The following is a 21,749-nucleotide window of genomic DNA, read 5'->3' as shown; positions in this document are numbered from 1 at the left end:
GCGTTTGGCTGCTGATTGTTGGCGTTTGGATGAACAAGGTTTTCATTTTGATGATTAATGTTAGCATTTGGATGGGTATGGTTTTCATTTTGATGATCAATGTTGGCGTTTGGCTGCTGATTGTTGGCGTTTGGATGAACAAGGTTTTCATTTTGATGATTAATGTTAGCATTTGGATGGGTATGGTTTTCATTTTGATGCTCCATATTGACGTTTGGATGAACAAGATTTTCATTTCGATGATCCATTTTGGCGTTTTGATGAACAATGTTGTTATTTGGATGAACAAAAGTATTTCTTTGAAGGCCATCAAATGAGTGCAAAACCCTTATCAAAAGCAGCATAATCAGCATCAAAGTCAGCAACAGCACCATCAAAATCGTTTTAAGTCTTAGCAAAAAAGTATCGGGCTTCATCGAAAAAGACTTTGGCTACAGGGAAATGTGCACCGCAAGAGGCGCAAAATGCAGTAACAGCATACAAGCCAGGCTGCTCTGATTCAAAGTCTTCATTTAATCTACACAAAAGGATATTTCATGTATTAAAAACATTGTTTTGAGCATATAAAACCACTGTTTATCAAAACAATACAACAAAAGAGCCAGAAAGATGATTTTTGAACATATACATTTATTAACTTACCTGTGTCAAAGTCATACAGCACTTAATTAACATAAATGTATCTGCTATGCTATCTTCCAGTCTTAAAATACAATTTGTTGTCATGTTAAATTCCACCATATACAGTACCGGTTAAGCTATGCCGGTTCAATTACCGAGAATTAACCTAAAATAAGCTATCTCATGAAAGGAAAACAAATTAAAAGAAAATTCAACAAGTCGTACGATGAGCTAACAAGTCAGGCTCAAGCGGTACTTCCACAATTTAAAGCCGATATGGAATTATTTTCGGCTTTCGACCCCAACCTGAATCAGGATTATGCAGCGGAGTTTGAAACGGAACTCAACGCGGCAATGAACGACAATTCTGAAAGCGCACACACAGCAGAAATCAATCTGGAAACCGAGATCATCCAGACCCTGCGGGTGCAGGCAGGTGAAAAGTATCAGCACCTGCTTTACTTTGTGCACAAGGCCATAGGTGATACCAAAGGCATTAACAAAACCTTTGGATTGCACATGTACCAAAAGGCTGTCGTGCGAGAAAAAGTGATGATCCCCTTGCTTACCCAGGCCATTGCCGCCATCGACACCGAGGATTACCGTACACAGTTATTGGCCGGCGGAATGCCCGAAAGCCTGCCTGCCGAACTGCAGCAACTGTCGCAGGACCTGGTTCAACACGATAACAAGCAGGAGATGCTGAAGAAGCAGCGCCTGTTGGTTACCGAAGAACGTATCGCACTGTTCAATTCAATCTGGAGCAAACTGAAAGACCTGAACAGGGCTTCAAAAATCATTTTTAAAGGCAACGTTGTACGACAATCGATTTACAGGCTCTACGGGCCAGGTAAAAGCAGCACCGAAGCGGCCGCAGGATAAAAAGATTGAAAAGAGATTGAGAAAGAGATTGATGGGATTGATTGAAAAAAGTTTGATCAATCCTTTCAATCCTCCTTCAATCTTCACTCAATCTAAAAAAAGCAGCATGTGCTGTTAAATGAAAAACTGGAACACGAGCATTATAAGTGCAGCAACGCTGACAGACCGCCTGATGGCGGTGCTGTCAGGTTTTAGAACGTGATATGCTAATCCTTTGAATGAAGCAGCAACCCGACAGCGTCCGAAGGTCCTGTCGGCGTTGAAAAGAAAACGAAGGGGTTGATTGGAAAATGATTGATCCCTTTTTTCAATCTTCATTCAATCCCTTCAATCCCTTCAATCCAATAGCAGGCGGCCATGCAAGAGGAAAATTTTGGACAAAAAAAAGGCGGGGAACCACCCCCGCCACCAGTTACTTATGAGCAATCAAATAAAATAAAAAAACTACTATTCTAAAATTCAGTCCTTACTTTCAAAGCTATATTTTATTGAAGCGGAGTACTTTTGCTGAGCACAATCTGTTCAATCTGATCGGCCTGTATCACTCCTACTCCCTGCCATTTTATTTCTCCATTCTGGAAAAGCATTAAAGTAGGGATGCTTTTGATACCATATTTGGCCGCTGCCTGACGATTCTTATCCACATCCACTTTCAGCACTTTTACTTTTCCGTTCATGTTGCCGGCTACCTGTTCCAAAATTGGAGCCATCATCCGGCAGGGTGCACACCAGTCGGCGTAAAAATCTACCAAAACCGGCTGGCCGCTATTGATCATTTCATTAAATGAACTCATATCGTCGGCATACTTTATATTGTTGTTGGCTGCTGATTCAATGTTGGCTTCGGTGCCCGCCTTTTCTTTTGAGCCGGCAGAGCAACCGAAATTGATAATTACCAACATTAAAATAACCATTAAACCTAAAAAACCTCTCATCTGCAAACAGTTCTATGATTTACCTGTATCTTCTACTGCTTTCTTTTTCTTCCCCGAATTGGCAAACAAAGCCCCCATCAGGGCACCATACAAGGTTGAATTGTGCCAGGTTGATGTGATCGGGCAGGTACCTGAATTGCATCCGATGAAGCGCCAGTATAGAAATCCGGCCAGTGCACCAAGCGCAATACCTATCAGGTAATTCTTATATTTCATCAAAAAGTTGAGCATCATAAATCGTTGTTACAATGCAAAGAAAAGCACAATTGGGAAGTGAATCGGTAACTAAAGTCACACAAGTGATGAAAAGTCGATATTATTGCGACTGATCACTACTTCACCATTTTTTTCGAGTTGTTTCAATAGTCTCGACACCACTTCACGCGAGGTAGTGAGGCTGTTGGCAATGTCCTGATGAGTCCCCTTGTAGGTCGTTTTTCCGGTAGCTTTAAAACGGTCGGTAAAAAACTTGATGAGCCGTTCATCCATTTTCTTAAATGCGATGCTGTCGATGGTGGTCAGCAGTTCATCGAAGCGGTTGCGGTAAGCATACATTACAAACTCCTTCCAGGTGGTATATTGAACCATCCATTGATCGAGGCACTCAACCGGTATACGGATAATTTCGGTATCGACTTCGGCGAAGGCACTGATATTGCTTTGCATGCGCCCCATACAGCAGGTAAGCGCCATGGCACAAACCTGTCCGGGATTTAAATAATACAGCAATACTTCGCGGCTCTCTTCATCTTTACGACAAACCTTAATCAGCCCTTCGAGTACAATGGGAAAACTTCGGATGTACCTGCCTTCCGACATCAGTTCTTCACCTTCTTCCACGGTGATCCACTCCCCTTCTTTGGCAATATCATCAATTAATCCACTTTCGAAAAAAGGGAAACGCTTGCGTAAGAGATCGACAGATACAGGTATATCATGTATTTCCATGCTCATCAGTTTGCCAACAAAAATACAAGAACCTGACAAATAAAAAAATAAGCGGCAACAGTTAAATTGCGTGCTCCTGCCGAAAGCTTAACGCCGGCATATTCCACTGTAATCGCAATACTTACAGTGGTTTTCGTCGGTCGTCTGATCAAATGGAATATCCCGGTCGGCTATTTCAGCAAGCAGATCTTTCAGTCCCAGCATAAATTCTTCGGCATTTGCCTGGTAAACAAGCGTATTTCCGTCGTGAGTAAAAAATGGGCTGAAATCGGAAACGAAAACATCGCGGGCCCCATAAACAGCAGGAACAAGGGCTTCGGTGCACTGGCTCTCGTGGTGTACACAACTGGCATAGAGCATGGTCTGAAAGGCGGCCTTATTTCTACTGCTTTTGTCCTTAAAGAGCAGGTCGATCGATGCCAGTTTGTTTTCCGAAACGCCTGTTTTGTAATCAAGCACCCTGATCTTGTCATCCATCTGATCAAGCCGGTCAACCGTTCCGCCAAAGCGAATGGTAAGCGGTCCGTCGTTTGACGGCACTTCCACCGTGTTTTCATATACTTTTTCCAGACTGATCAGCCGGAAAGGCACAATGGACTGATCGTAACGAATTATGCGGATCACGTACTTCTTTATAATGTCGAAAACCAGGAGGTTTCGTCCATTAAGCACCATTTTTCCCTGTTTGAAATATTCCTTTTCCAATGCTTTCTGCAGGCTTGCATTCAAGCGTTTTTTGTCGGAAAGTAAAGCATCGAGCATTTCGGCACTTACTTCCTTTCCCACAAAAGGAAGGTACAGTTCTTCGAGTGCAACATGGGCAATACGGCCAAATATCAGGTGGTCGATGTCTTCGAATATTTCGTCGGTGGCTTTGATGCCTTCAATGTATTTAAAATAGAATTTCAGTTTACAATCGATGTAGGCATTGAGCGCACTGGGCGATATGCGCGTTGTTTGCAGGTAATCGGTCAGCCGCTGGTACAGGGCTGCACTTTTTTCAATCGTAACAGGATGCACTTCGGCTGGTTCAAAATCAAACACGGCCTGTATTTCGTTTACCTTTAAATGATCTGCTTCGTATTTCAACTGGGTGGCATAGCGACTTACTTCGCCCCCCGACATGCCATCGCTGCGTGAATCGTACACCAGGCTTACCTTTTTGGCACGTTGAATCAGGCGGTAGAAATAATAGGCGTACATGGCATTGCGCTGTTCAATTACCGGCAAGCCAAAACCTTTTCGTAAAGAATAAGGAATAAAGGAATGCTGGTGCGGATTGCCGGGCAGCTTTTCGTCGTTGAACGATAGCAATACAAGGTGGTCGAAATCGAGTGAGCGGGTTTCGAGAAAACCCATGATCTGCATGCCCGACAAAGGTTCACCTTCAAAAGGAATACTCAGCCGATCGAGCTGCCTCAGCAATAGCTGGTAATATAAGCTCTTCGAAAACAAGGTCTCCTGATTGCCTGCTTCGGAAAACAGCGACTCGTGCATGCGATTCACAGCCAGATACAGCTGATAAAGTGCTTCCTTCAGCAGGTACTCATCGTCGGGAGTTCCGTTAAAAACAGTTTTTAGCAAAAGCTGAAGATAGCTTCTGCAGTCAGCCGCATTTTCAGGCAGCGTGAAAATCGTTTTCAACAAATCATGCCCCGAGAAGTCTTCATCGCCAAGGTATATTTTATTGTGATCGCGCACATCGGCTCCCAGCTGATCAACTACATCGCCAAGCAGGCGTTTCAGTAGTGGATTGCTCAGCAAACCCAGCACATTGCGGTAGTAAAACAGGTGTTTCCCGGTAGGATCTTTCCGGCTGTGTTTATCAATATCGATCAGGTTTTTGATCAAAGCATAAGCAGGCGAACCCTTTACAGGATATCCCATGGTAATGTTCAGTTCACCAACGCTGTCGGGAATCGAATTGATTACCGGCAACAACAGGGTTTCATCGCACAAAACGATGGCCGTATTGTCGAAGCGGGTACTCACCGTCGCACTGTTTTTCTCAATCCAGCTGGCAGCATATCCTGCCTGCCCCGAAAATCCTGGAACAGCCACCAGATCAATTTCTTTCAGCGATGAAAAGTGATTAAAAGAAAGCACAAAGTCGTCGGGCATGGGATAGCGCTGCAAATTGTCCTTCATGAATAAGGCTGCTTCGTGGTGCTTCCTGTGTATATAATAGTCGTCGTAATCCCAGAAAAACTGTGCATTGTGATTGACCTTAAGGTAATCGAACAACTTTTTCTCACAGGCATTCAGTGCATTAAAACCAATCAGGGCAAAATGCTTTTGGTCTGAATGAAGGTTGGACGACAGCAGTTTTTCAGTCATTAAGCGATACATCATCCCTTCGTAGGCCCATCCTTTTTGTGCCAGTTGCTTTTTGAATGCTTCGTAAACCTTGAATAGATTTTTCCAAATACCAATGAATTTTTCCTTATCGCCTGAATTTCTCGCCTCGAGCACATTTAACCAAAAGGTCGATAAATAAGCCAGCTGTTCTTCGCTAAGAAAATCGAAACCACTATCAATTTCACGCAAGGACTGAATATTTTGAAAAAGCTGGCGGGCATCGACCAGGTATTTATCAAGATCGTTAAAATCGCTCAACATCATTTCGCCCCAGTAGAAGAAGTCGTCGAGTGTTTCATTGCTTTTGAGCAAGCGGCTATATACCTCATACAATTCAGTCACCAGCCGGTTGTTCTCGATGAGCTGAACCGAAGCAAGCTCGCTTACCAATTCGCTAATGGTAATAATATTGGGTGAAAAAAACGGGCGCTGGCTCAAAGTGCTCAGGTACTTCTGAAAGAAGAGCCCTGCCCGCCGGTTGGGAAATACCACCGTTAAACGATCCAATTCATTACTATTTCGCTTAAAAAGATAGTCTGCTACTTCACCGAGAAATTTATCCATGGATTGTTTTTTTTCAACTATTTATGGCATTTTACTGTTCCGAATGCTCAAATTAAGGCGAAAATAAGCCGATTTTCACTGTTCATGAAACTTTTTTAGCACGAAAATGAAGGAAAAGCAAATATTAAAGGCAAAAGACACAGCAGAACGACAGCAAAGTGCCATCATTCTGTAGTAGCTCAAACACAAACAGATACTGGCGAAACCCTTGTCGAAAACGTTTGCACCGTCCCCTCCCAATGTAAATTTTCGGTTATTTATTTTTATGTTTTTAAAAATTAGTTATATATTAGCCATGCATTTTTGAAAGATGATTTAATAATTGATTAAGGTTTTTTAAATCGAAACAATACAATCTTCCTTTTCTCTTTAAACCATCATCTATTTTCTGATCTAACTAAACTATGAACAGCCGGGTTATCAAATTGATAACCCGCTTTTTTTGTGTTAAGTCCTTCGTATGCTCTTTACAAATGATTCCTTATAGCTGGCCTGGCTAAGACAATACATCGCGACCCACCTTAATTATTTCTTCTGTTTTTTGTAAATGATTTTTGTCATGTTGGACCCCTGGTCGTTTTTTTGTGTTTAGGCTGTTTTCTGTTATCATTGAATAAAATTTAAACCATGAAGCACTGGATTTTACTGGCATTCATCATTCTAAGCGTACAACAACTTACTGCTCAAACACATTGGGAATCAATGGTCGTTTCTGGATCGCTATGGCGTTATTTTCCGGCAACAAGTGAAGTGCCAGCCAACTGGATGCAGCCCGGTTTCGACGATTCATCATGGCTGCTTGGAAAGGGAGGCATAGGCTATGCCGATGGCGATGATGCCACCATCATTGATCCGGTCAATTCACTTTATCTTCGAATCAACTTTCAGCTTGATGATCCTGCCCTTGTAAAGCAGTTGCTGCTCGACATCGATTACGACGATGCTTTTGTATGCTATCTAAATGGTGAAGAAGTAGCGCGTTCGTCGAATGTAAGCGCGGAGCATCCCAAATACAACACGCCAATAAGCTCCGATCGTGAAGCACGAATGTACCAGGGGCAGTTACCCGAAAGACACCGCCTTGAAGCCGGCTCCTTAATTCAAGGAACAAACACCCTTGCAGTACACATCCTGAATCATGCGATCACTTCAAGCGATATGAGTTCGCTTGTTCACCTGAATGCCGAAATCGCACATTCTGAAATACTTTACCACCCTGTACCCGAATGGTTTTGGGAGCCACCTTCGTACGAAGAAAGCAATCTGCCCATCCTGCACATCGACACCCGGGGGAAGAGCATCCCCGACGAACCTAAATTAATGGTTCGAATAAAGGTGATCGATCACCCCGGGGGCGGCAATCAACTTTACGATACCATTTATGCCTACGATGCCTGGGCCGGCATCGAAATCAGAGGTTCCTCATCACAGATGTTTGAAAAAAAGAATTACGGGCTCGAAACCCGCGATGAAGCCGGCAATAACCTCAATGTATCACTGCTTGGCATGCCCGAAGAAAACGACTGGATGCTGCACGGTCCCTATTCCGATAAATCGCTGATGCGAAATGCGCTTGCCTATCATTTGGGAAACGGAACCGGTCGTTGGGCGCCCCGAACCCGTTACTGTGAATTGTACATCAACGATGACTACCGGGGCATTTATGTGCTGACCGAGCGCATCAAGAGAGATAAAAACCGGCTCGACCTTGCCACCATTCAGCCCGAAGACATCGAAGGAGATGAACTGTCGGGCGGCTATATACTGAAAGTTGACCGCCCCGATCCGGGCGCGTGGATTTCACCCTACAAAGGAAGAACCGGGAGGCAAAATGTACCCATCAGCTATGTCGATCCCGAATACGAAGAATTGTTGCCTGTGCAGCGGGAATACATTAAAAAATTTGTTACCGATTTTGAACATGCCTTGCATGGCCCCAATTTTAAAGACCCCGAAAAAGGCTATCGTCCCTATGTCGACATCAACTCTTTTGCCGATTACTTCATCATCAATGAACTAAGTCGCAACCTCGATGCGTACCGGGTAAGCAATTATTTCCACAAGACAAAGGACAGCAAGGGAGGTAAAATTGTGATGGGACCTTTCTGGGATTACAATCTGGGCTTTGGAAACGGCGATTTCTACGCTGCCGGCTATACCAAAGGCTGGGTGGTTGATGGTGTGGGTGCTGCCGATGCAATGGAAATCACTTTCTGGTGGGATCGCTTACGGGAAGACCCTTATTTCGAAGGTCACGTAAAAAAACGCTGGAACGAACTTCGGGAAGAGGTACTCAGCCTGGAGCAAATTAACGCCTTCATCGATTCAAGCACCATTTATCTGGCTGAAGCAAAGGATCGAAATTTTGAACGCTGGAATATCCTGGCTTCCTATGTTTGGCCTAATTTTTATGTAGGCGGAAGCTACCCCAACGAAATCAGTTTTCTGAAAAGCTGGATCAGCAATCGCATCATTTGGATGGACGAGCAGATTGCAAAATTCCCTGAACTGACAAGCGGCACCGATGCCCCCCTGGCTTCCATTATTGAAAGCAAAGCCTACCCTTCGCCCTTTGTCAGTGAGGTGAATATTTCATTTCAAGTACCAAAGCATGCCGAATTACAGCTCAACATTTACGATGCCAGAGGAAAACAAATTGTAAGCAGGAAGGTGCAGGCCGATTCGGGACTGAACCGCATAAGGCTCGATGCCGGCAACTGGAGCAAAAGTCACCTCTATTTTTACACGCTTACGAACAAGGGAGTAAGCGCCGGAAGTGGAAAAATGATGCGGCGCATCGAATAAACAAGACCGACTGCTTATCTTAATCCATCGTTAATTTTGTTTGTTTTTTAACTTCTCACACAAACCGAAAACGCTTTGAAGTGTTGATGAGGATAGAATTTACTGATCAATCATTTCAAAAAAAACAGAAGATGGACGAATTTTTAGCAGCCCGTTTACAAATGGCTGTGTCGCTTGGTTTTCACATTATTTTTGCTGCAATAGGCATGGTAATGCCCTGGTTTATGTTTTTAGCCGAATGGAAATGGCTGAAAACCAAAGATCCGGTTTATCTCGATCTGGCCAAAGCCTGGGCCCGGGGAGTCGCCATATTTTTTGCTGTCGGAGCGGTTTCGGGTACGGTTTTATCATTTGAGCTGGGCATGTTATGGCCGGTTTTCATGGAGCATGCCGGTCCGATTTTCGGCATGCCCTTTTCGTGGGAAGGCACCGCCTTCTTTGTCGAAGCCATTGCTTTGGGACTCTTCCTTTACGGTTGGAAACGACTTCATCCCAAAGTACATTTATACATCGGGGCCATAGTAGGAATTGCCGGTGTCATGTCAGGAGTGTTTGTGATCTCGGCCAATGGCTGGATGAATGCTCCCAGCGGTTTCGACTGGATAGACGGCAAGGCATACAACATCGATCCGGTAGCAGCCATGTTCAATAAAGCCTGGTTTTCGCAGGCCCACCACATGATCATTGCGGCCTTTTCGGCCACAGGTTTTGCCGTAGCCGGCATCCATGCCATTCTTTACCTGAAAAACAAACTTCCCCTTCACCGCAAAGCCATTACCATTGCGCTTACCTTTGCAGCTGTTGCTGCCATTTTACAACCACTTAGCGGAGACCATGCCGCCAAAACCGTGGCCAAACTGCAGCCTGCAAAACTGGCTGCCTTCGAATCACATTTCGAGACCCAGGAAAGAGCGCCGCTCATTATCGGAGGAATTCCCGATGTTGAAAAGCGCGAAGTAAAATATGCCATCAAGCTGCCCGGTTTTCTAAGCTTTCTGGCTCACGGAGATTTTAACGCCGAAGTGACCGGCTTGGATGCCTTTCCAGAGGAAGAATGGCCACCGGTTCCCATTACCCATTATTCTTTTCAATTGATGGTAGCCATCGGAATGTTTCTGCTCTTACTGGGCATCCTTTTCCTGGCAGGAAGTTTTAAATGGAAACACTGGCTTGAAAAACCCTGGTGGTTTTACCTGCTCATTGTGGCCACACCGCTTGGCTTCATTGCCATTCAGGCCGGATGGGTTGTTACCGAGGTAGGACGACAACCATGGATCATATATGGTATCATGAAAACCAAAGACTCCCTCACTCCCATGCCAGGCATTCAATATACCTTTTACACCATTACGGCCATTTACTTTGTATTGAGTTTTATTGTTATATGGCTTTTGAGCCGCCAGATTAAAATGTTACACCGCAAATACCTGAAGAATGACTGAAATTATTGTACTGATACTAGGAATCTGCCTTATGTTGTACATCCTGCTGGGAGGTGCTGATTTTGGAGGCGGAATACTCGAGTTGCTTACCAGGGGCAAGGCTTCGGCCATTGTAAGTCGTGCCATCGCACCGGTTTGGGAAGCCAATCACGTTTGGCTGATTCTGGTCATTGTAATTCTATTTGTAGGATTTCCAACGGTGTACACCACGGTACTAACTGCACTGCACCTGCCGGTTTTAATGGCCCTGATCGGGATTATTTTGCGGGGAACTGCATTTACCTTCAGGCATTACGACATCGAAGAAGCCCGTTCGAATGCAGTGTATACCCACATCTTCCATTATTCAAGTCTGATTACGAGCTTTTTCCTTGGAGTAAGTTTTGGAGGCATCATACTTGGAAACATTTCACTAAGTCCCGAACTTGGATTTTATCACAACTACATCAGGCCCTGGTTGAATGTTTTTTCTGCAAGTCTTGGTGTTTTCATGGTGGTATTGTTCGCCTTTCTGGCTACGATGTACACGCTGGGTGAAACCAGGAACAACATGCAATACAAAATTTTTGCCCTAATGGCCAAACGCCTGCTGATCGCACTGGTTTTTACCGGATCGCTGGTTTTTCTGGCTGCCGAATTCAATGGCCTTTCCTTATTTAGTGAGTTTTACCAGTCTCCGCTCAGCGTAAGCAGTGTTGTACTGGCAACGGTGGCATTGCCGGTATTGTGGCATTACATCGACCGTCAAAAAAGAAACCTGGTTCGCATTATTGCAGCTTTTCAAACCATTATGATTGTGATCGGCTGGTTTGCCATACAATATCCTGTTCTGGTGCGTGTTGAAAGCGGAGCTCACATCACCATTCAAAATGCCAGCGCTCCCTATGCCACACAATTCCATTTACTGATCGCCCTGATTGCAGGGGTGCTGATCATTTTCCCGGCCATGGCATTCCTGTATAAAACCTTTAAATTTAACGAAGCCGATCAGTAATTGATTAAAGGAGCCTGGGCAATGAAACAATGCCACTGAAAAGAAAAACTTCAGTTGAAGCTTTTGGAAAGAACTCAAATAAGCATCAAAAAAGGGTACTGTTGTCAGTACCCTTTTTCTTATTCGCCGTATAATTCTTCTCTTAGCGCTCTGATCTTTTCATTCGATTCGTAATCTTCGTAATTCATTTGCTTGTCGATGATTCCGTTTGGCGTTAACTCAATCACCCGGTTACAAACCGAATTAATAAAGGCATGGTCGTGCGACGACATCAGGATGTTGCCGGGAAACTGGGTCAAGCGGTTATTAAAGGCCTGAATCGATTCCAGGTCAAGATGGTTGGTGGGCGTGTCGAGTATCAGGACGTTGGCATTGCGCAACATCATACGGGCAATCATGCAGCGCATTTTTTCTCCTCCCGATAAAACGTTCGCTTTTTTGTACACCTCTTCGCCCGAAAACAACATTTTTCCCAGGTAGCCACGCAAAAACATTTCACTGCTATCGTTCGAGAAATTAGCCAGCCAGTCGATGAGTGTTACTTTCTCTTCAAAAAATTCAGCATTTTCAAGCGGGAGGTACGCCGTTGTGATGGTTTGCCCCCAGGTAAAATCGCCGCCGTCGGGCCTGGCATGCCCGTTAAGTACCTCAAACAAGGCCGTCATTGCCCGTGTGTCGCGCGAAACAAATACAATTTTATCTTCCTTTTCAACATTGAAGGTAAGGTCTTTAAACAGCAGCTCACCATCGATACTTTTACTCAAATTGTGTACTTCGAGTACGTTGTTTCCGGGTTGACGGTCGGGAGTTAAAATAATACCGGGATATTTTCGTGTTGAAGGCTGAATCTCTTCGATATTGAGTTTCTCCAGCATTTTTTTCCTGCTGGTTGTCTGTTTCGATTTGGCCACATTGGCACTGAAACGTGAAATGAATTCCTGTAATTCTTTTTTCTTTTCTTCGGCTTTTTTGTTCTGAGCCTGCTGTTGCCTTAGTGCCAGCTGACTCGATTCATACCAAAAAGTATAGTTTCCGCCGTAAATACGGGCTTGTCCAAAATCAATATCGACTACGTGGGTACAAATTGAATCGAGAAAGTGCCTGTCGTGCGAAACAACAAGTACCGTGTTTTCAAAATTCGACAAATAATTTTCGAGCCAGGTAATGGTTTCCAGGTCAAGATCGTTGGTGGGCTCATCGAGCAGCAGGTTATCGGGTTTCCCAAACAGGGCCTGTGCCAGCAACACTTTTACCTTCATTTTACCATCCAGTTCAAGCATCGGGCGGTTGTGGTACTTCTCTTTCACTCCTAAGCCACTCAACAGCGTGGCAGCACTGTTTTCGGCATTCCAGCCATCCATTTCGGCAAAGCGCTCTTCCAATTCCGAAGCTTTGATACCATCTTCTTCGCTAAAATCGGCTTTTGCATAAAGCGTTTCCTTTTGCTTCATGTTGTTCCACAATTCATCGTGGCCCATTAGCACGGTATCGAGTACGGTGTATTGATCAAATGCAAAGTGATCCTGTCGTAAAACCGAAAGCCGCTCGCCCGGGCCAAAACTTACCGAACCACTGGTGGGATCTACTTCGCCATACAACATTTTCAGAAATGTTGATTTTCCGGCTCCGTTGGCCCCGATAATACCATAACAATTTCCACTGGTAAATTTCATGTTTACATCCTGAAACAAAACCCGTTTACCAAACTGGATACTTAAATTTGAAACATCAATCATCTAATTTTCTTTTTATTCCGAATCAATGGGCGGCAAAAGTAGTGTTATTTCAACTGCTATGCACCAAATTCAAAGCGATAATAATATAGAATTAACAAGTTGAAGAAGGCCCGTGATGGCAAAAGGAGAAAAACAGGCAATGAATGCTGAATTACATTAGCAATTGCTGCTTCCCCGCAATCAATCGATCATTCAAACAAAATTCTTTTTTATTCCAATCAAAGTGCTAAATTTAGGAGCTGTAAGCTTAGCTCGTGAGGACAAGCCACTTGGAACGGATGCTGAACCGTATCTAATCATCGAGATATTTATAAATAATCTAAATTCTTGTATATGCTTTAAAAAAGTGGGCTTGTCATTATTTTCTTTTTAAGAAACATATAGTTTTGCACTCCATTACGACGAATCATGAGTTCAAAACAGGAAGTAACACATACAGGGATTGTAAGAGAAATCGGACCAAAGGGTATTAAGGTTGGAATTGTGGTACAGTCGGGATGCGCCAGTTGCCAGATCAAAGGATCGTGCAATATGTCGGAGCAAAGCGACAAGGAATTGGACATCGACTGCAACCCTGCTGATTTTCATAGCGGCCAGCATGTATTGGTACATCTCAAATCTTCGCAGGGAATGAATGCCTTGTTTTTAGGATACATCTTACCATTTCTGGTATTACTGGGCACCATGATCATTGCCACCAAGCTGATCGATGATGAAGGCATTACCGGATTACTGGGGCTTGCATCGCTTGTCCCTTATTATATTGTGTTGTATTTTTTCAGAGATAAAATAAAAAAGAGATTTACCTACGTGGTTAACCCACTCAAATAAACCGATATGAGTGCATCACTTATTTATACCATCATTACCATCAGTTCGATTGGGATCGCAGCAGCAGTAATTTTATATTTTGCTGCACGCAAATTTTATGTGTACGAGGATCCGAGAATCGACGAAGTTGAAGAGTCGTTGCCGGCTGCCAATTGTGGCGGATGCGGTTATGCAGGATGTCGGGCCTTTGCCGAATCAATTGTAAAAGACAATTCGCTTGATGACAAGTTTTGTCCGGTTGGAGGCAATGAAACCATGAGTAAAGTAGCATCGATCATGGGCCTTGAGGCCGCCGAGCAGGCACCCCGGGTAGCGGTGGTACGTTGCAATGGTTCGTGCGAACATCGGCCAAAAACCAACCTTTACGAAGGAGCATCGACCTGTGCCATTGCAGCCATGAGCTATGGCGGCGATACCGATTGCCAGTACGGATGCCTGGGGCTGGGCGATTGTGCCGCTTCGTGTGATTTCGATGCACTGCACATGAATCCCGAGACCGGGCTGCCCGAAGTGACCGATGACAAATGTGTTGCCTGTGGAGCCTGTGTTGAAGCATGTCCGAAAGACCTGATCGAATTGCGGAAAAAGATGCCCAGGGACAGAAAGATTTTTGTTGCCTGCCGCAATGAAGACAAAGGAGGTTTCGCTAAAAAAGCCTGCGAAGTAGCCTGTATCGGTTGTGGCAAATGTGAAAAAGAATGTAAATTCGACGCCATTACCATTTCGAACAACCTTGCCTTTATCGATTCCGACAAATGCAAGCTGTGCCGGAAATGTGTAACGGTATGTCCAACCAACGCAATTATAGAGGAAAACTTTCCTCCAAGGAAGATCAAAGCGGAACCGGCCCCCGAAAAAGCCGAAGCTTAATCAAACACGACCAATACTAATCAGTTCTCCGTTGAACCTAAAAAGGAGTTACAATGCTGAAAACATTTAAAATAGGAGGCGTTCACCCTGCTGAAAACAAACTTTCGGCCAATCAGGCTGTTGAACAACTTCCCTTACCAAAAACCGCAATCATTATGGTCGCCCAGCATATCGGGGCACCTTCGAAAGTAATTGTTAAACGTGGCGATGAGGTTAAAGTCGGCCAGGTGATTGCCCAGAGTGCCGGCTTTGTTTCAACCAACATTCACAGTTCGGTATCGGGTAAAGTACTAAAAATTGACCGCAGCGTCGACAGTTCTGGTTATAAAAAGGATGCCATCATTATTAACGTTGAAGGCGATGAATGGGACGAAAGCATAGACCGTTCAACCGACCTGATTACATCGACCGACCTGGATGCAAAGACCATTACGGATAAAATTTTGGCCGGCGGCATTGTGGGACTCGGTGGAGCCACCTTCCCTACCCATGTAAAACTTTCACCACCTCCTGGAATGAAGGCCGAAATTCTGCTGATCAACGGAGTTGAATGTGAACCCTACCTGACAGCCGACCACCGTCTGATGCTCGAAAAAGGTGACGAACTCATGGTGGGTATTCAGTTGCTGATGAAAGCACTCAATGTGAACAAGGCAGTGATTGGGATCGAAAAAAACAAGCCCGATGCCATTGAACACCTCACTGTTCTTGCAGAAAAATACGCCGGCATCGAAGTTTGTCCGCTCAAGGTAAAATATCCCCAGGGTGGTGAAAAACAGCTGATCAAAGCGGTAACCGGACGCGAAGTCCCCTCGGGTGCACTTCCCATTGCGGTGGGTGCAGTGGTCAACAATGTAGGAACTGCTTTTGCCGTTTACGAAGCCGTGCATAAAAACAAACCCCTCGTCGAACGCATTGTTACGGTCACCGGAAAATCGCTTGCCAAACCATCCAATTTTCTGGTTCGCATGGGCACACCCGTTTCGCAATTGATAGAAGCTGCAGGCGGCCTACCCGACGACACGGCCAAAGTGATCAGCGGTGGCCCCATGATGGGAAAAGCAGTCACCAACATTGATATTCCTGTCAGCAAAGGAACCTCAGGGGTGCTCATCATCAACGAAAAAGAAGGACACCGAAAAACGGCCATGAACTGCATTCGCTGCGGACGTTGTGTATCGGTTTGCCCAATGGGACTTGAACCCTACATCCTGATGACCCTTTCGGAAAATAAAATGTGGGAGAAAAGTGAAGAACTGCAGATTATGGATTGTATCGAATGCGGTTCATGCAGCTTTACCTGCCCTGCCAGCCGGCCTCTGCTCGATCACATACGCTACGGGAAACTAAGCGTTGGAGGAATTATCAGAAACAGAAAATAAACACAAAGCCACTGGCTTTAACTATAAAAACCAACAATGAACAAGTTTTTAACCATAACTCCGTCGCCGCACATACACCAGGGTGATTCGGTAAACAAAATCATGTACAGTGTTATTTTTGCACTGGCACCTGCATTGATCTGGTCGTTTATTACTTTCGGGTTACCAGCCGTATTGGTAACACTCGTGTCGGTTGTGGCCTGTGTTATTTTTGAATGGCTGATACAAAAGTTCCTGATGAAGGGAGAAGCAACCATTGCCGATGGATCAGCCATTTTGACTGGTATTTTACTGGCAATGAACGTTCCTGCATCGTTGCCGGTCTGGATCACCATCATCGGAGCCCTGGTAGCCATTGGCGTTGGAAAAATGTCGTTTGGCGGCCTCGGACAAAATCCCTTTAACCCTGCTTTGGTAGGAAGGGTTTTCCTTTTAATATCCTTTCCAGTACAAATGACCAGCTGGCCTAATATCACAGCCGGAGTGGATGCCACTACCCAGGCTACCCCGCTGGCCCTGATCAAGGAAGGAATTAAAAACGGAACACCGCTTTCAGAACTGATGCCAACTGTTCCGGGCTATTCCGAATTACTGATGGGCAATATGAGTGGTTCACTGGGTGAAGTGTCGGCCATTTTATTGCTTCTCGGACTTGTGTACATGCTTTTCAAAAAAGTAGTGACCTGGCACATTCCCTTCACCATCATTGCAACCATCGCTGTGTTTACCGGCATACTGTGGATGAGCAATCCTGAACAATATGCCGATCCTTTGTTTCATCTGCTAACCGGAGGTGTAATGCTTGGTGCCCTGTTTATGGCCACCGACATGGTGACCTCTCCCATGACACCCAAAGGACAAATCATTTATGCAATAGGAATTGGCCTTATAACAGTGGCCATCCGTACCTGGGGAGCCTATCCCGAAGGCATTTCATTTGCCATCCTGATCATGAATGCCTTTACTCCATTAATCAACAATTACATCAAACCTAAACGTTTCGGGGAGAAAAAGTAATGGCTAAACTCACTTCATCATTCAAAAATATGGTTATCGCCCTTTTTGGGGTAACCCTGATTGCCTCGGCATCACTGGGACTGGTTAACGATGTTACCAAAGCACCCATTGCCAAAGCCGAACTGGAAAAACAAACCAAAGCCATCGCAGCTGTATTGCCCGAATTTGAGCAATTGGGCACCGCCTACAAAGTGCTGCCGGGCGACGGAAAAGACAGCATTGAAATTTTTCCTGCCTTCGACAGCAACGGTCAACTCATTGCCAGTGCTGTAAAAACCTATACTTACGACGGCTTTAGTGGCTACATCGAAGTCATGGTAGGAATCGACCACAGTGGCATGCTTTCAGGATTCAGAGTGCTGAAACATGCCGAAACCCCTGGCTTGGGATCAAAAATGGACAGCTGGTTCAGCAACGCCGAAAAACCCGGACAAAATGTAGTGGGACGTTCGTTAAACGAAGGAGCACTGAGTGTTTCAAACGACGGAGGTAGTGTCGACGCAATTACGGCTGCCACCATCACTTCGCGTGCCTTCCTGTCGGCAGTGAACAGAGCCTACGAAGCATTAAATTCCGAAAAATCAGTCCAAAACAAATTAGGAGGAGAAGCATTATGAACCAATGGAAAAACTTTACAAAAGGATTTATAAAGGAAAACCCGGTATTTGTTCTGCTGCTGGGTATGTGCCCTACACTGGGTACAACCGGTTCAGCCATTAACGGACTGGGAATGGGACTTGCTACCACTTTTGTGCTGGTCATGTCGAACATTGTCGTTTCACTTATCAAAAACCTGATACCCGATAAAGTACGTATTCCTGCTTTCATTGTGGTAATTGCCACTTTTGTAACCATTGTTCAAATGGTAATGCAGGCCTACCTCCCATCGCTGTTTGAGAGCCTTGGTATTTTTATTCCACTGATTGTAGTAAACTGCATCGTGCTGGGACGCGCCGAAGCTTTTGCATCGAAAAACTCAGTCGGTTCTTCAGCAGTCGACGGGCTTGGAATCGGGCTTGGATTCTCCTTCGCACTCACCATTCTTGGAGGGGTGCGTGAGTTACTGGGCAGCGGAAAACTATTTGATATTACCATCTATCCCGAACAATACGGCATGCTTGCTTTTATTCTGGCACCAGGTGCCTTCATTGCACTGGGCTATATCATTTCGTTGATCAATCGTCTAAACAAGAGCAAGGCCTAAGATTATAAACTGAATAAATAAGTTGTTATGGAATACATCATTATTATCATAAGCGCCATACTGGTTAACAACATTGTACTTAGCCAGTTTCTGGGAGTTTGTCCCTTTCTGGGTGTTTCTAAAAAAATTGAAACAGCAGTAGGCATGACCGGTGCTGTTACCTTCGTGATGGTACTGGCTACCATCGTTACCTTTCTGATTCAGCATTATATCTTAAATCCACTGGGCATTGGTTATCTGCAGACCATTTCATTTATTCTTGTTATTGCATCGCTGGTGCAACTGGTCGAGATTGTGCTTAAAAAAGTAAGCCCTGCACTGTACCAGGCCCTGGGAGTTTTTCTGCCGCTCATCACCACCAACTGTGCCATTTTGGGTGTGGCCATTCTGGTAATTCAAAAAGACTTTAACCTGATGGAAGGAGTCGTTTATGCGATTGCCAATGCGATCGGTTTCGGACTTGCACTGGTAATTTTTGCCGGGATGCGCGAACACCTCGATTTACAGACTGTTCCCAAAGGACTCAAAGGAGTTCCGATTGCTTTAATAACTGCCGGCATACTGGCCATGGCCTTTATGGGATTCTCTGGAATTGTATAAACCATCGCGTTAATAGCTACCTAAAAAATACTTCACGAACCGGCACACAGCCGGTTTTTTTTTGCTGGAAGTCAGGCCAATACTCCTCAAAACAATCAGCAAAGCTGATCTTCAATTTCGAATGGTATCGCAGTTTCCAGATGCAAAATCAGAAAGCAAAAAAAAACCGTCCGAGGGGATCGGACGGTGAATTGGGAGTTATAAAAAAAGGGGGTGGGAGAACTATTACAGGGGCCAAAAGTCACGATAAAAACAGGATGCACCAAAAAAATGAACAAGAACAGTCAATTCATTTAACCAAGCCCCAAAAAACGGCAACGAACTGACAAATTCAGCCGACCAGTCACACTGTTTACCACATCAAATATTTTAGTAATTTTGGCATGTAACCCAAAATTAAAACCATTGGAACTTCATACGAATATACCGAACCCGCTTCTATATGCCGCACTTTTGCTATTGGGTGCAGCAGGCCTTGTTGCCGCCATCTATTTTTTCAGAAAAAGAGACGACGAATTATTACCATGGCAAAGCTATTTACTGGGAGGCATTAAATTAAGCTACTTATTGCTCATTGGTTATTTGCTTTTTTCTCCCATGGTGACCCTGATTCAGCAAAAAATTGAAAAACCGCTACTGCTTATAGGTGTCGATAATTCAGAATCGATGATCAGCAATCAGGACATGGCCGACAGCATTGCCGTGTTTATCGAAAAACTGAAACAAAAGGGCGGAGATAAGTTTGAAGTCGAAACATTACTTTTTGGAGAAAGAATAATTAAAACTGATTCATTACAGTTCAATGGCAAGCGATCAAATTATGCCAACTTCTTCACCGACATCGAACAACGTTACTTTAACCTGAATCTGGGCGCAGTGGTCATGCTGGGGGATGGTATTTACAACGAAGGAAGAAATCCGGAACAGCTTTCAAGCAATATCGATGCCCCCGTATACACCCTTGGTATTGGAGATACACTTTCGCGTACCGACCAGGCCATAGTAGCCGTCAATCATAATCCAAATGTTTTTAAAGGCAATAATTTTCAGTTGGAAACCGAAATTTCCTTCAAAGCCTTTCCACATAAGTCGAGTCGCTTAATGATTTATCAGGCAGGCAAACTGGTTGTTTCGGAACAGATTGAAGTCTTGCAGTCCGACTATTTTTTCAGTAAAAACTATTCATTAACAGCCGACGAGGTAGGCCTGCAAAACATCAGTGTGCTGATCAGCCCCGTAACGAGTGAACTAAACAAGCTCAACAACCGCTACAATTTCACCATCGAGGTGCACGACAACCGCAAGGACGTGCTTTTTCTCTCTCAGGGCCCGCATCCCGACATTGGGGCATTCACCCAAACCCTGAACCAACAAGCGAACTTCAATATTGAATTCAGGGAAATCAGTGCTTTTACAGGCTCGGTGAACGATTATGATTTAATCGTACTCAACCAGCTCCCGTCGCTCATGACCCAACAGTCCGATATTTATACGCAGCTTACTGCCTCCGAAGTGCCTTTACTGGTTCTTACAGGCCCAAAAACATCCATCGCCGCACTCAATAACATGCAACTTGGGTTTCAAATTGAGCCTTCGGCAATCAATGAAGAAAGTGCTCCTTTTTTTAACGAGGCCTTTTCGTTGTTCAGCCTACCTGAAAACATCGGAGAAGTGGAAAATATATATCCGCCACTGCTTACCCGTTACACCAAATACAGCTTTGATGCAGCCTATTCCGTTCTGGCATATCAGCGGGTAAAGGGAATCGAAATGAATTATCCTTTAATCAGTGCCGGTGAAGTCAAAGGACGAAAAACAGCGGTAATTCTGGGTGAAGGAATATGGCGCTGGAGAATGCGTGAATACCAGTACTATGACAAGCAACAAGCCTTTAACCAACTCACTGTTAACTTATTCAATTATTTAAGTGTCGAAAACACCAAAGATCAGTTTAAAATCGATTATGAGCGGATCACTCCTGAAACTTCGCCGCTTATTATCAAGGCCCAGGTTTTCAATAAAATATTCGAGCCTGTTGAACAGGCCAACATCTCGCTGGTGCTTACCGACTCGCTGAATAATGAACTCAGTTATCTGTTCGATGCAGGGAATGCGGGCTACGAACTTAACCTGGGGCTGATGAATGCCGGAAATTATTCTTTTGAAGCAAGCACCACACTGGGCGATGAAACGTTTAAACGCAGCGGAAGTTTCAGTGTTCAGGAAGTTAACATAGAACAACAGGAATTGCAGGCTGATTTTGGCTTAATGCACCGGCTTGCAATACAAAACAATGGTCGTTTCTTCACCTTCGACCAGCAGGACCTGTTGCTCGAACAAGTGATGAACAACAGCAGCATTCAGGCGAAAACGCACAATGAAAAAAACAGCCTCGAACTCATCGGATTGAAGTGGTACCTGCTGCTTATTCTTTTACTTTTTGGATTGGAATGGTTTTTGAGAAAATACTGGGGTACATACTAAGCCATCATTTGCAACACAATTTTAGTCATCAAACATGCTTGTTGTTTTTATCAAAAGGTTGATATTTGAAACTTGT

The 21,749-nt window shown here is 44.5% G+C and carries 18 protein-coding genes; 12 read left to right on the top strand and 6 right to left on the bottom strand.

Annotated features, from left to right (window positions below; all coding sequences use genetic code 11):
- On the bottom strand, nt 1–416 hold a 416-nt coding region (locus FHS86_RS11455; RefSeq protein WP_429413424.1), incomplete at its 3' end, for a hypothetical protein.
- A gap of 388 nt (nt 417–804) precedes the next feature.
- Between FHS86_RS11455 and FHS86_RS11450 the strand changes: the two genes are divergently transcribed.
- Entirely contained in the window at nt 805–1,503 is a 699-nt protein-coding gene (locus FHS86_RS11450) for a hypothetical protein (RefSeq protein WP_429413422.1), read from the top strand.
- Between the two features lie 485 nt (nt 1,504–1,988).
- Here FHS86_RS11450 and trxA read toward each other — a convergent pair whose 3' ends face one another.
- From trxA to FHS86_RS11430, 4 genes are all read right to left on the bottom strand, one after another.
- Complete coding sequence (gene trxA / locus FHS86_RS11445) at nt 1,989–2,438, bottom strand: thioredoxin (protein ID WP_429413420.1); 450 nt, start codon at nt 2,436–2,438, stop codon at nt 1,989–1,991.
- Nucleotides 2,439–2,450: 12 nt separating this feature from the next.
- The gene (locus tag FHS86_RS11440) at nt 2,451–2,672 is read right to left on the bottom strand and encodes a DUF6132 family protein (protein WP_429413418.1); all 222 of its coding nucleotides are present in this window, start codon (nt 2,670–2,672) and stop codon (nt 2,451–2,453) included.
- A 57-nt stretch (nt 2,673–2,729) separates the two neighbouring features.
- A complete protein-coding gene (locus tag FHS86_RS11435) occupies nt 2,730–3,386 on the bottom strand; it encodes a Crp/Fnr family transcriptional regulator (protein ID WP_429413416.1) in 657 nt (218 codons plus the stop codon).
- Between the two features lie 87 nt (nt 3,387–3,473).
- A complete protein-coding gene (locus FHS86_RS11430; protein WP_429413414.1) occupies nt 3,474–6,308 on the bottom strand; it encodes a PD-(D/E)XK nuclease family protein in 2,835 nt (944 codons plus the stop codon).
- Between the two features lie 627 nt (nt 6,309–6,935).
- Between FHS86_RS11430 and FHS86_RS11425 the strand changes: the two genes are divergently transcribed.
- The 3 genes from FHS86_RS11425 (at nt 6,936) to FHS86_RS11415 (ending at nt 11,549) form a co-directional block, all read left to right on the top strand.
- Complete coding sequence (locus FHS86_RS11425) at nt 6,936–9,113, top strand: CotH kinase family protein (protein WP_429413412.1); 2,178 nt, start codon at nt 6,936–6,938, stop codon at nt 9,111–9,113.
- Between the two features lie 131 nt (nt 9,114–9,244).
- Complete coding sequence (locus tag FHS86_RS11420; RefSeq protein WP_429413410.1) at nt 9,245–10,555, top strand: cytochrome ubiquinol oxidase subunit I; 1,311 nt, start codon at nt 9,245–9,247, stop codon at nt 10,553–10,555.
- Nucleotides 10,548–11,549 (top strand): cytochrome d ubiquinol oxidase subunit II, encoded by a 1,002-nt coding sequence (locus tag FHS86_RS11415; RefSeq protein ID WP_429413408.1) that lies wholly within the window; start codon nt 10,548–10,550, stop codon nt 11,547–11,549. Before FHS86_RS11420 ends, FHS86_RS11415 begins: the two co-directional genes overlap by 8 nt.
- 119 nt (nt 11,550–11,668) lie before the next feature.
- On the opposite strand, the gene FHS86_RS11410 is transcribed toward FHS86_RS11415, so the two are convergent.
- On the bottom strand, nt 11,669–13,285 hold the full coding sequence (locus FHS86_RS11410) for an ABC-F family ATP-binding cassette domain-containing protein (RefSeq protein WP_429413406.1): 1,617 nt from the start codon (nt 13,283–13,285) through the stop codon (nt 11,669–11,671).
- A 408-nt stretch (nt 13,286–13,693) separates the two neighbouring features.
- Here FHS86_RS11410 and FHS86_RS11405 point away from each other — a divergent pair, with 408 nt between their 5' ends.
- The 8 genes from FHS86_RS11405 (at nt 13,694) to FHS86_RS11370 (ending at nt 21,673) form a co-directional block, all read left to right on the top strand.
- The gene (locus FHS86_RS11405; RefSeq protein ID WP_429413404.1) at nt 13,694–14,116 is read left to right on the top strand and encodes a SoxR reducing system RseC family protein; all 423 of its coding nucleotides are present in this window, start codon (nt 13,694–13,696) and stop codon (nt 14,114–14,116) included.
- A 6-nt stretch (nt 14,117–14,122) separates the two neighbouring features.
- On the top strand, nt 14,123–14,986 hold the full coding sequence (locus FHS86_RS11400; protein WP_429413402.1) for a Fe-S cluster domain-containing protein: 864 nt from the start codon (nt 14,123–14,125) through the stop codon (nt 14,984–14,986).
- Nucleotides 14,987–15,039: 53 nt separating this feature from the next.
- Nucleotides 15,040–16,368, top strand: coding sequence for an electron transport complex subunit RsxC (gene rsxC / locus FHS86_RS11395; protein ID WP_429413400.1), 1,329 nt, complete (start codon nt 15,040–15,042; stop codon nt 16,366–16,368).
- Between the two features lie 36 nt (nt 16,369–16,404).
- Nucleotides 16,405–17,385: an RnfABCDGE type electron transport complex subunit D gene (locus FHS86_RS11390; protein WP_429413398.1), complete on the top strand. Its 981-nt coding sequence runs from the start codon at nt 16,405–16,407 to the stop codon at nt 17,383–17,385.
- A complete protein-coding gene (locus tag FHS86_RS11385) occupies nt 17,385–18,002 on the top strand; it encodes an RnfABCDGE type electron transport complex subunit G (RefSeq protein WP_429413396.1) in 618 nt (205 codons plus the stop codon). The genes FHS86_RS11390 and FHS86_RS11385 overlap by 1 nt, the downstream gene beginning before the upstream one ends.
- On the top strand, nt 17,999–18,589 hold the full coding sequence (locus FHS86_RS11380) for an RnfABCDGE type electron transport complex subunit E (protein WP_429413394.1): 591 nt from the start codon (nt 17,999–18,001) through the stop codon (nt 18,587–18,589). Before FHS86_RS11385 ends, FHS86_RS11380 begins: the two co-directional genes overlap by 4 nt.
- A gap of 27 nt (nt 18,590–18,616) precedes the next feature.
- Nucleotides 18,617–19,189 carry an electron transport complex subunit RsxA gene (gene rsxA / locus FHS86_RS11375; protein WP_429413392.1) on the top strand — a complete coding sequence of 191 codons (573 nt, stop codon included), beginning with the start codon at nt 18,617–18,619 and terminating at the stop codon, nt 19,187–19,189.
- 405 nt (nt 19,190–19,594) lie between these two features.
- Nucleotides 19,595–21,673, top strand: coding sequence for a hypothetical protein (locus tag FHS86_RS11370; RefSeq protein WP_429413390.1), 2,079 nt, complete (start codon nt 19,595–19,597; stop codon nt 21,671–21,673).
- The last annotated feature ends 76 nt before the right edge of the window (nt 21,674–21,749 follow it).

Source organism: Roseimarinus sediminis (assembly GCF_050433125.1).
GTDB classification, from domain to species: Bacteria; Bacteroidota; Bacteroidia; order Bacteroidales; family Prolixibacteraceae; genus Roseimarinus; species Roseimarinus sediminis.
Note: the sequence above shows the minus strand (reverse complement) of the source record. Positions and strands in the feature narration are given on the sequence as shown.

What these genes read in the sequence shown, in the direction of transcription:
- FHS86_RS11450 (WP_429413422.1), top strand. Translation starts at nt 805, where the DNA reads ATGAAAGGAAAACAAATTAAAAGAAAATTCAACAAGTCGTACGATGAG.
- trxA (WP_429413420.1), bottom strand. Translation starts at nt 2,438, where the DNA reads ATGAGAGGTTTTTTAGGTTTAATGGTTATTTTAATGTTGGTAATTATC.
- FHS86_RS11440 (WP_429413418.1), bottom strand. Translation starts at nt 2,672, where the DNA reads ATGATGCTCAACTTTTTGATGAAATATAAGAATTACCTGATAGGTATT.
- FHS86_RS11435 (WP_429413416.1), bottom strand. Translation starts at nt 3,386, where the DNA reads ATGGAAATACATGATATACCTGTATCTGTCGATCTCTTACGCAAGCGT.
- FHS86_RS11430 (WP_429413414.1), bottom strand. Translation starts at nt 6,308, where the DNA reads ATGGATAAATTTCTCGGTGAAGTAGCAGACTATCTTTTTAAGCGAAAT.
- FHS86_RS11425 (WP_429413412.1), top strand. Translation starts at nt 6,936, where the DNA reads ATGAAGCACTGGATTTTACTGGCATTCATCATTCTAAGCGTACAACAA.
- FHS86_RS11420 (WP_429413410.1), top strand. Translation starts at nt 9,245, where the DNA reads ATGGACGAATTTTTAGCAGCCCGTTTACAAATGGCTGTGTCGCTTGGT.
- FHS86_RS11415 (WP_429413408.1), top strand. Translation starts at nt 10,548, where the DNA reads ATGACTGAAATTATTGTACTGATACTAGGAATCTGCCTTATGTTGTAC.
- FHS86_RS11410 (WP_429413406.1), bottom strand. Translation starts at nt 13,285, where the DNA reads ATGATTGATGTTTCAAATTTAAGTATCCAGTTTGGTAAACGGGTTTTG.
- FHS86_RS11405 (WP_429413404.1), top strand. Translation starts at nt 13,694, where the DNA reads ATGAGTTCAAAACAGGAAGTAACACATACAGGGATTGTAAGAGAAATC.
- FHS86_RS11400 (WP_429413402.1), top strand. Translation starts at nt 14,123, where the DNA reads ATGAGTGCATCACTTATTTATACCATCATTACCATCAGTTCGATTGGG.
- rsxC (WP_429413400.1), top strand. Translation starts at nt 15,040, where the DNA reads ATGCTGAAAACATTTAAAATAGGAGGCGTTCACCCTGCTGAAAACAAA.
- FHS86_RS11390 (WP_429413398.1), top strand. Translation starts at nt 16,405, where the DNA reads ATGAACAAGTTTTTAACCATAACTCCGTCGCCGCACATACACCAGGGT.
- FHS86_RS11385 (WP_429413396.1), top strand. Translation starts at nt 17,385, where the DNA reads ATGGCTAAACTCACTTCATCATTCAAAAATATGGTTATCGCCCTTTTT.
- FHS86_RS11380 (WP_429413394.1), top strand. Translation starts at nt 17,999, where the DNA reads ATGAACCAATGGAAAAACTTTACAAAAGGATTTATAAAGGAAAACCCG.
- rsxA (WP_429413392.1), top strand. Translation starts at nt 18,617, where the DNA reads ATGGAATACATCATTATTATCATAAGCGCCATACTGGTTAACAACATT.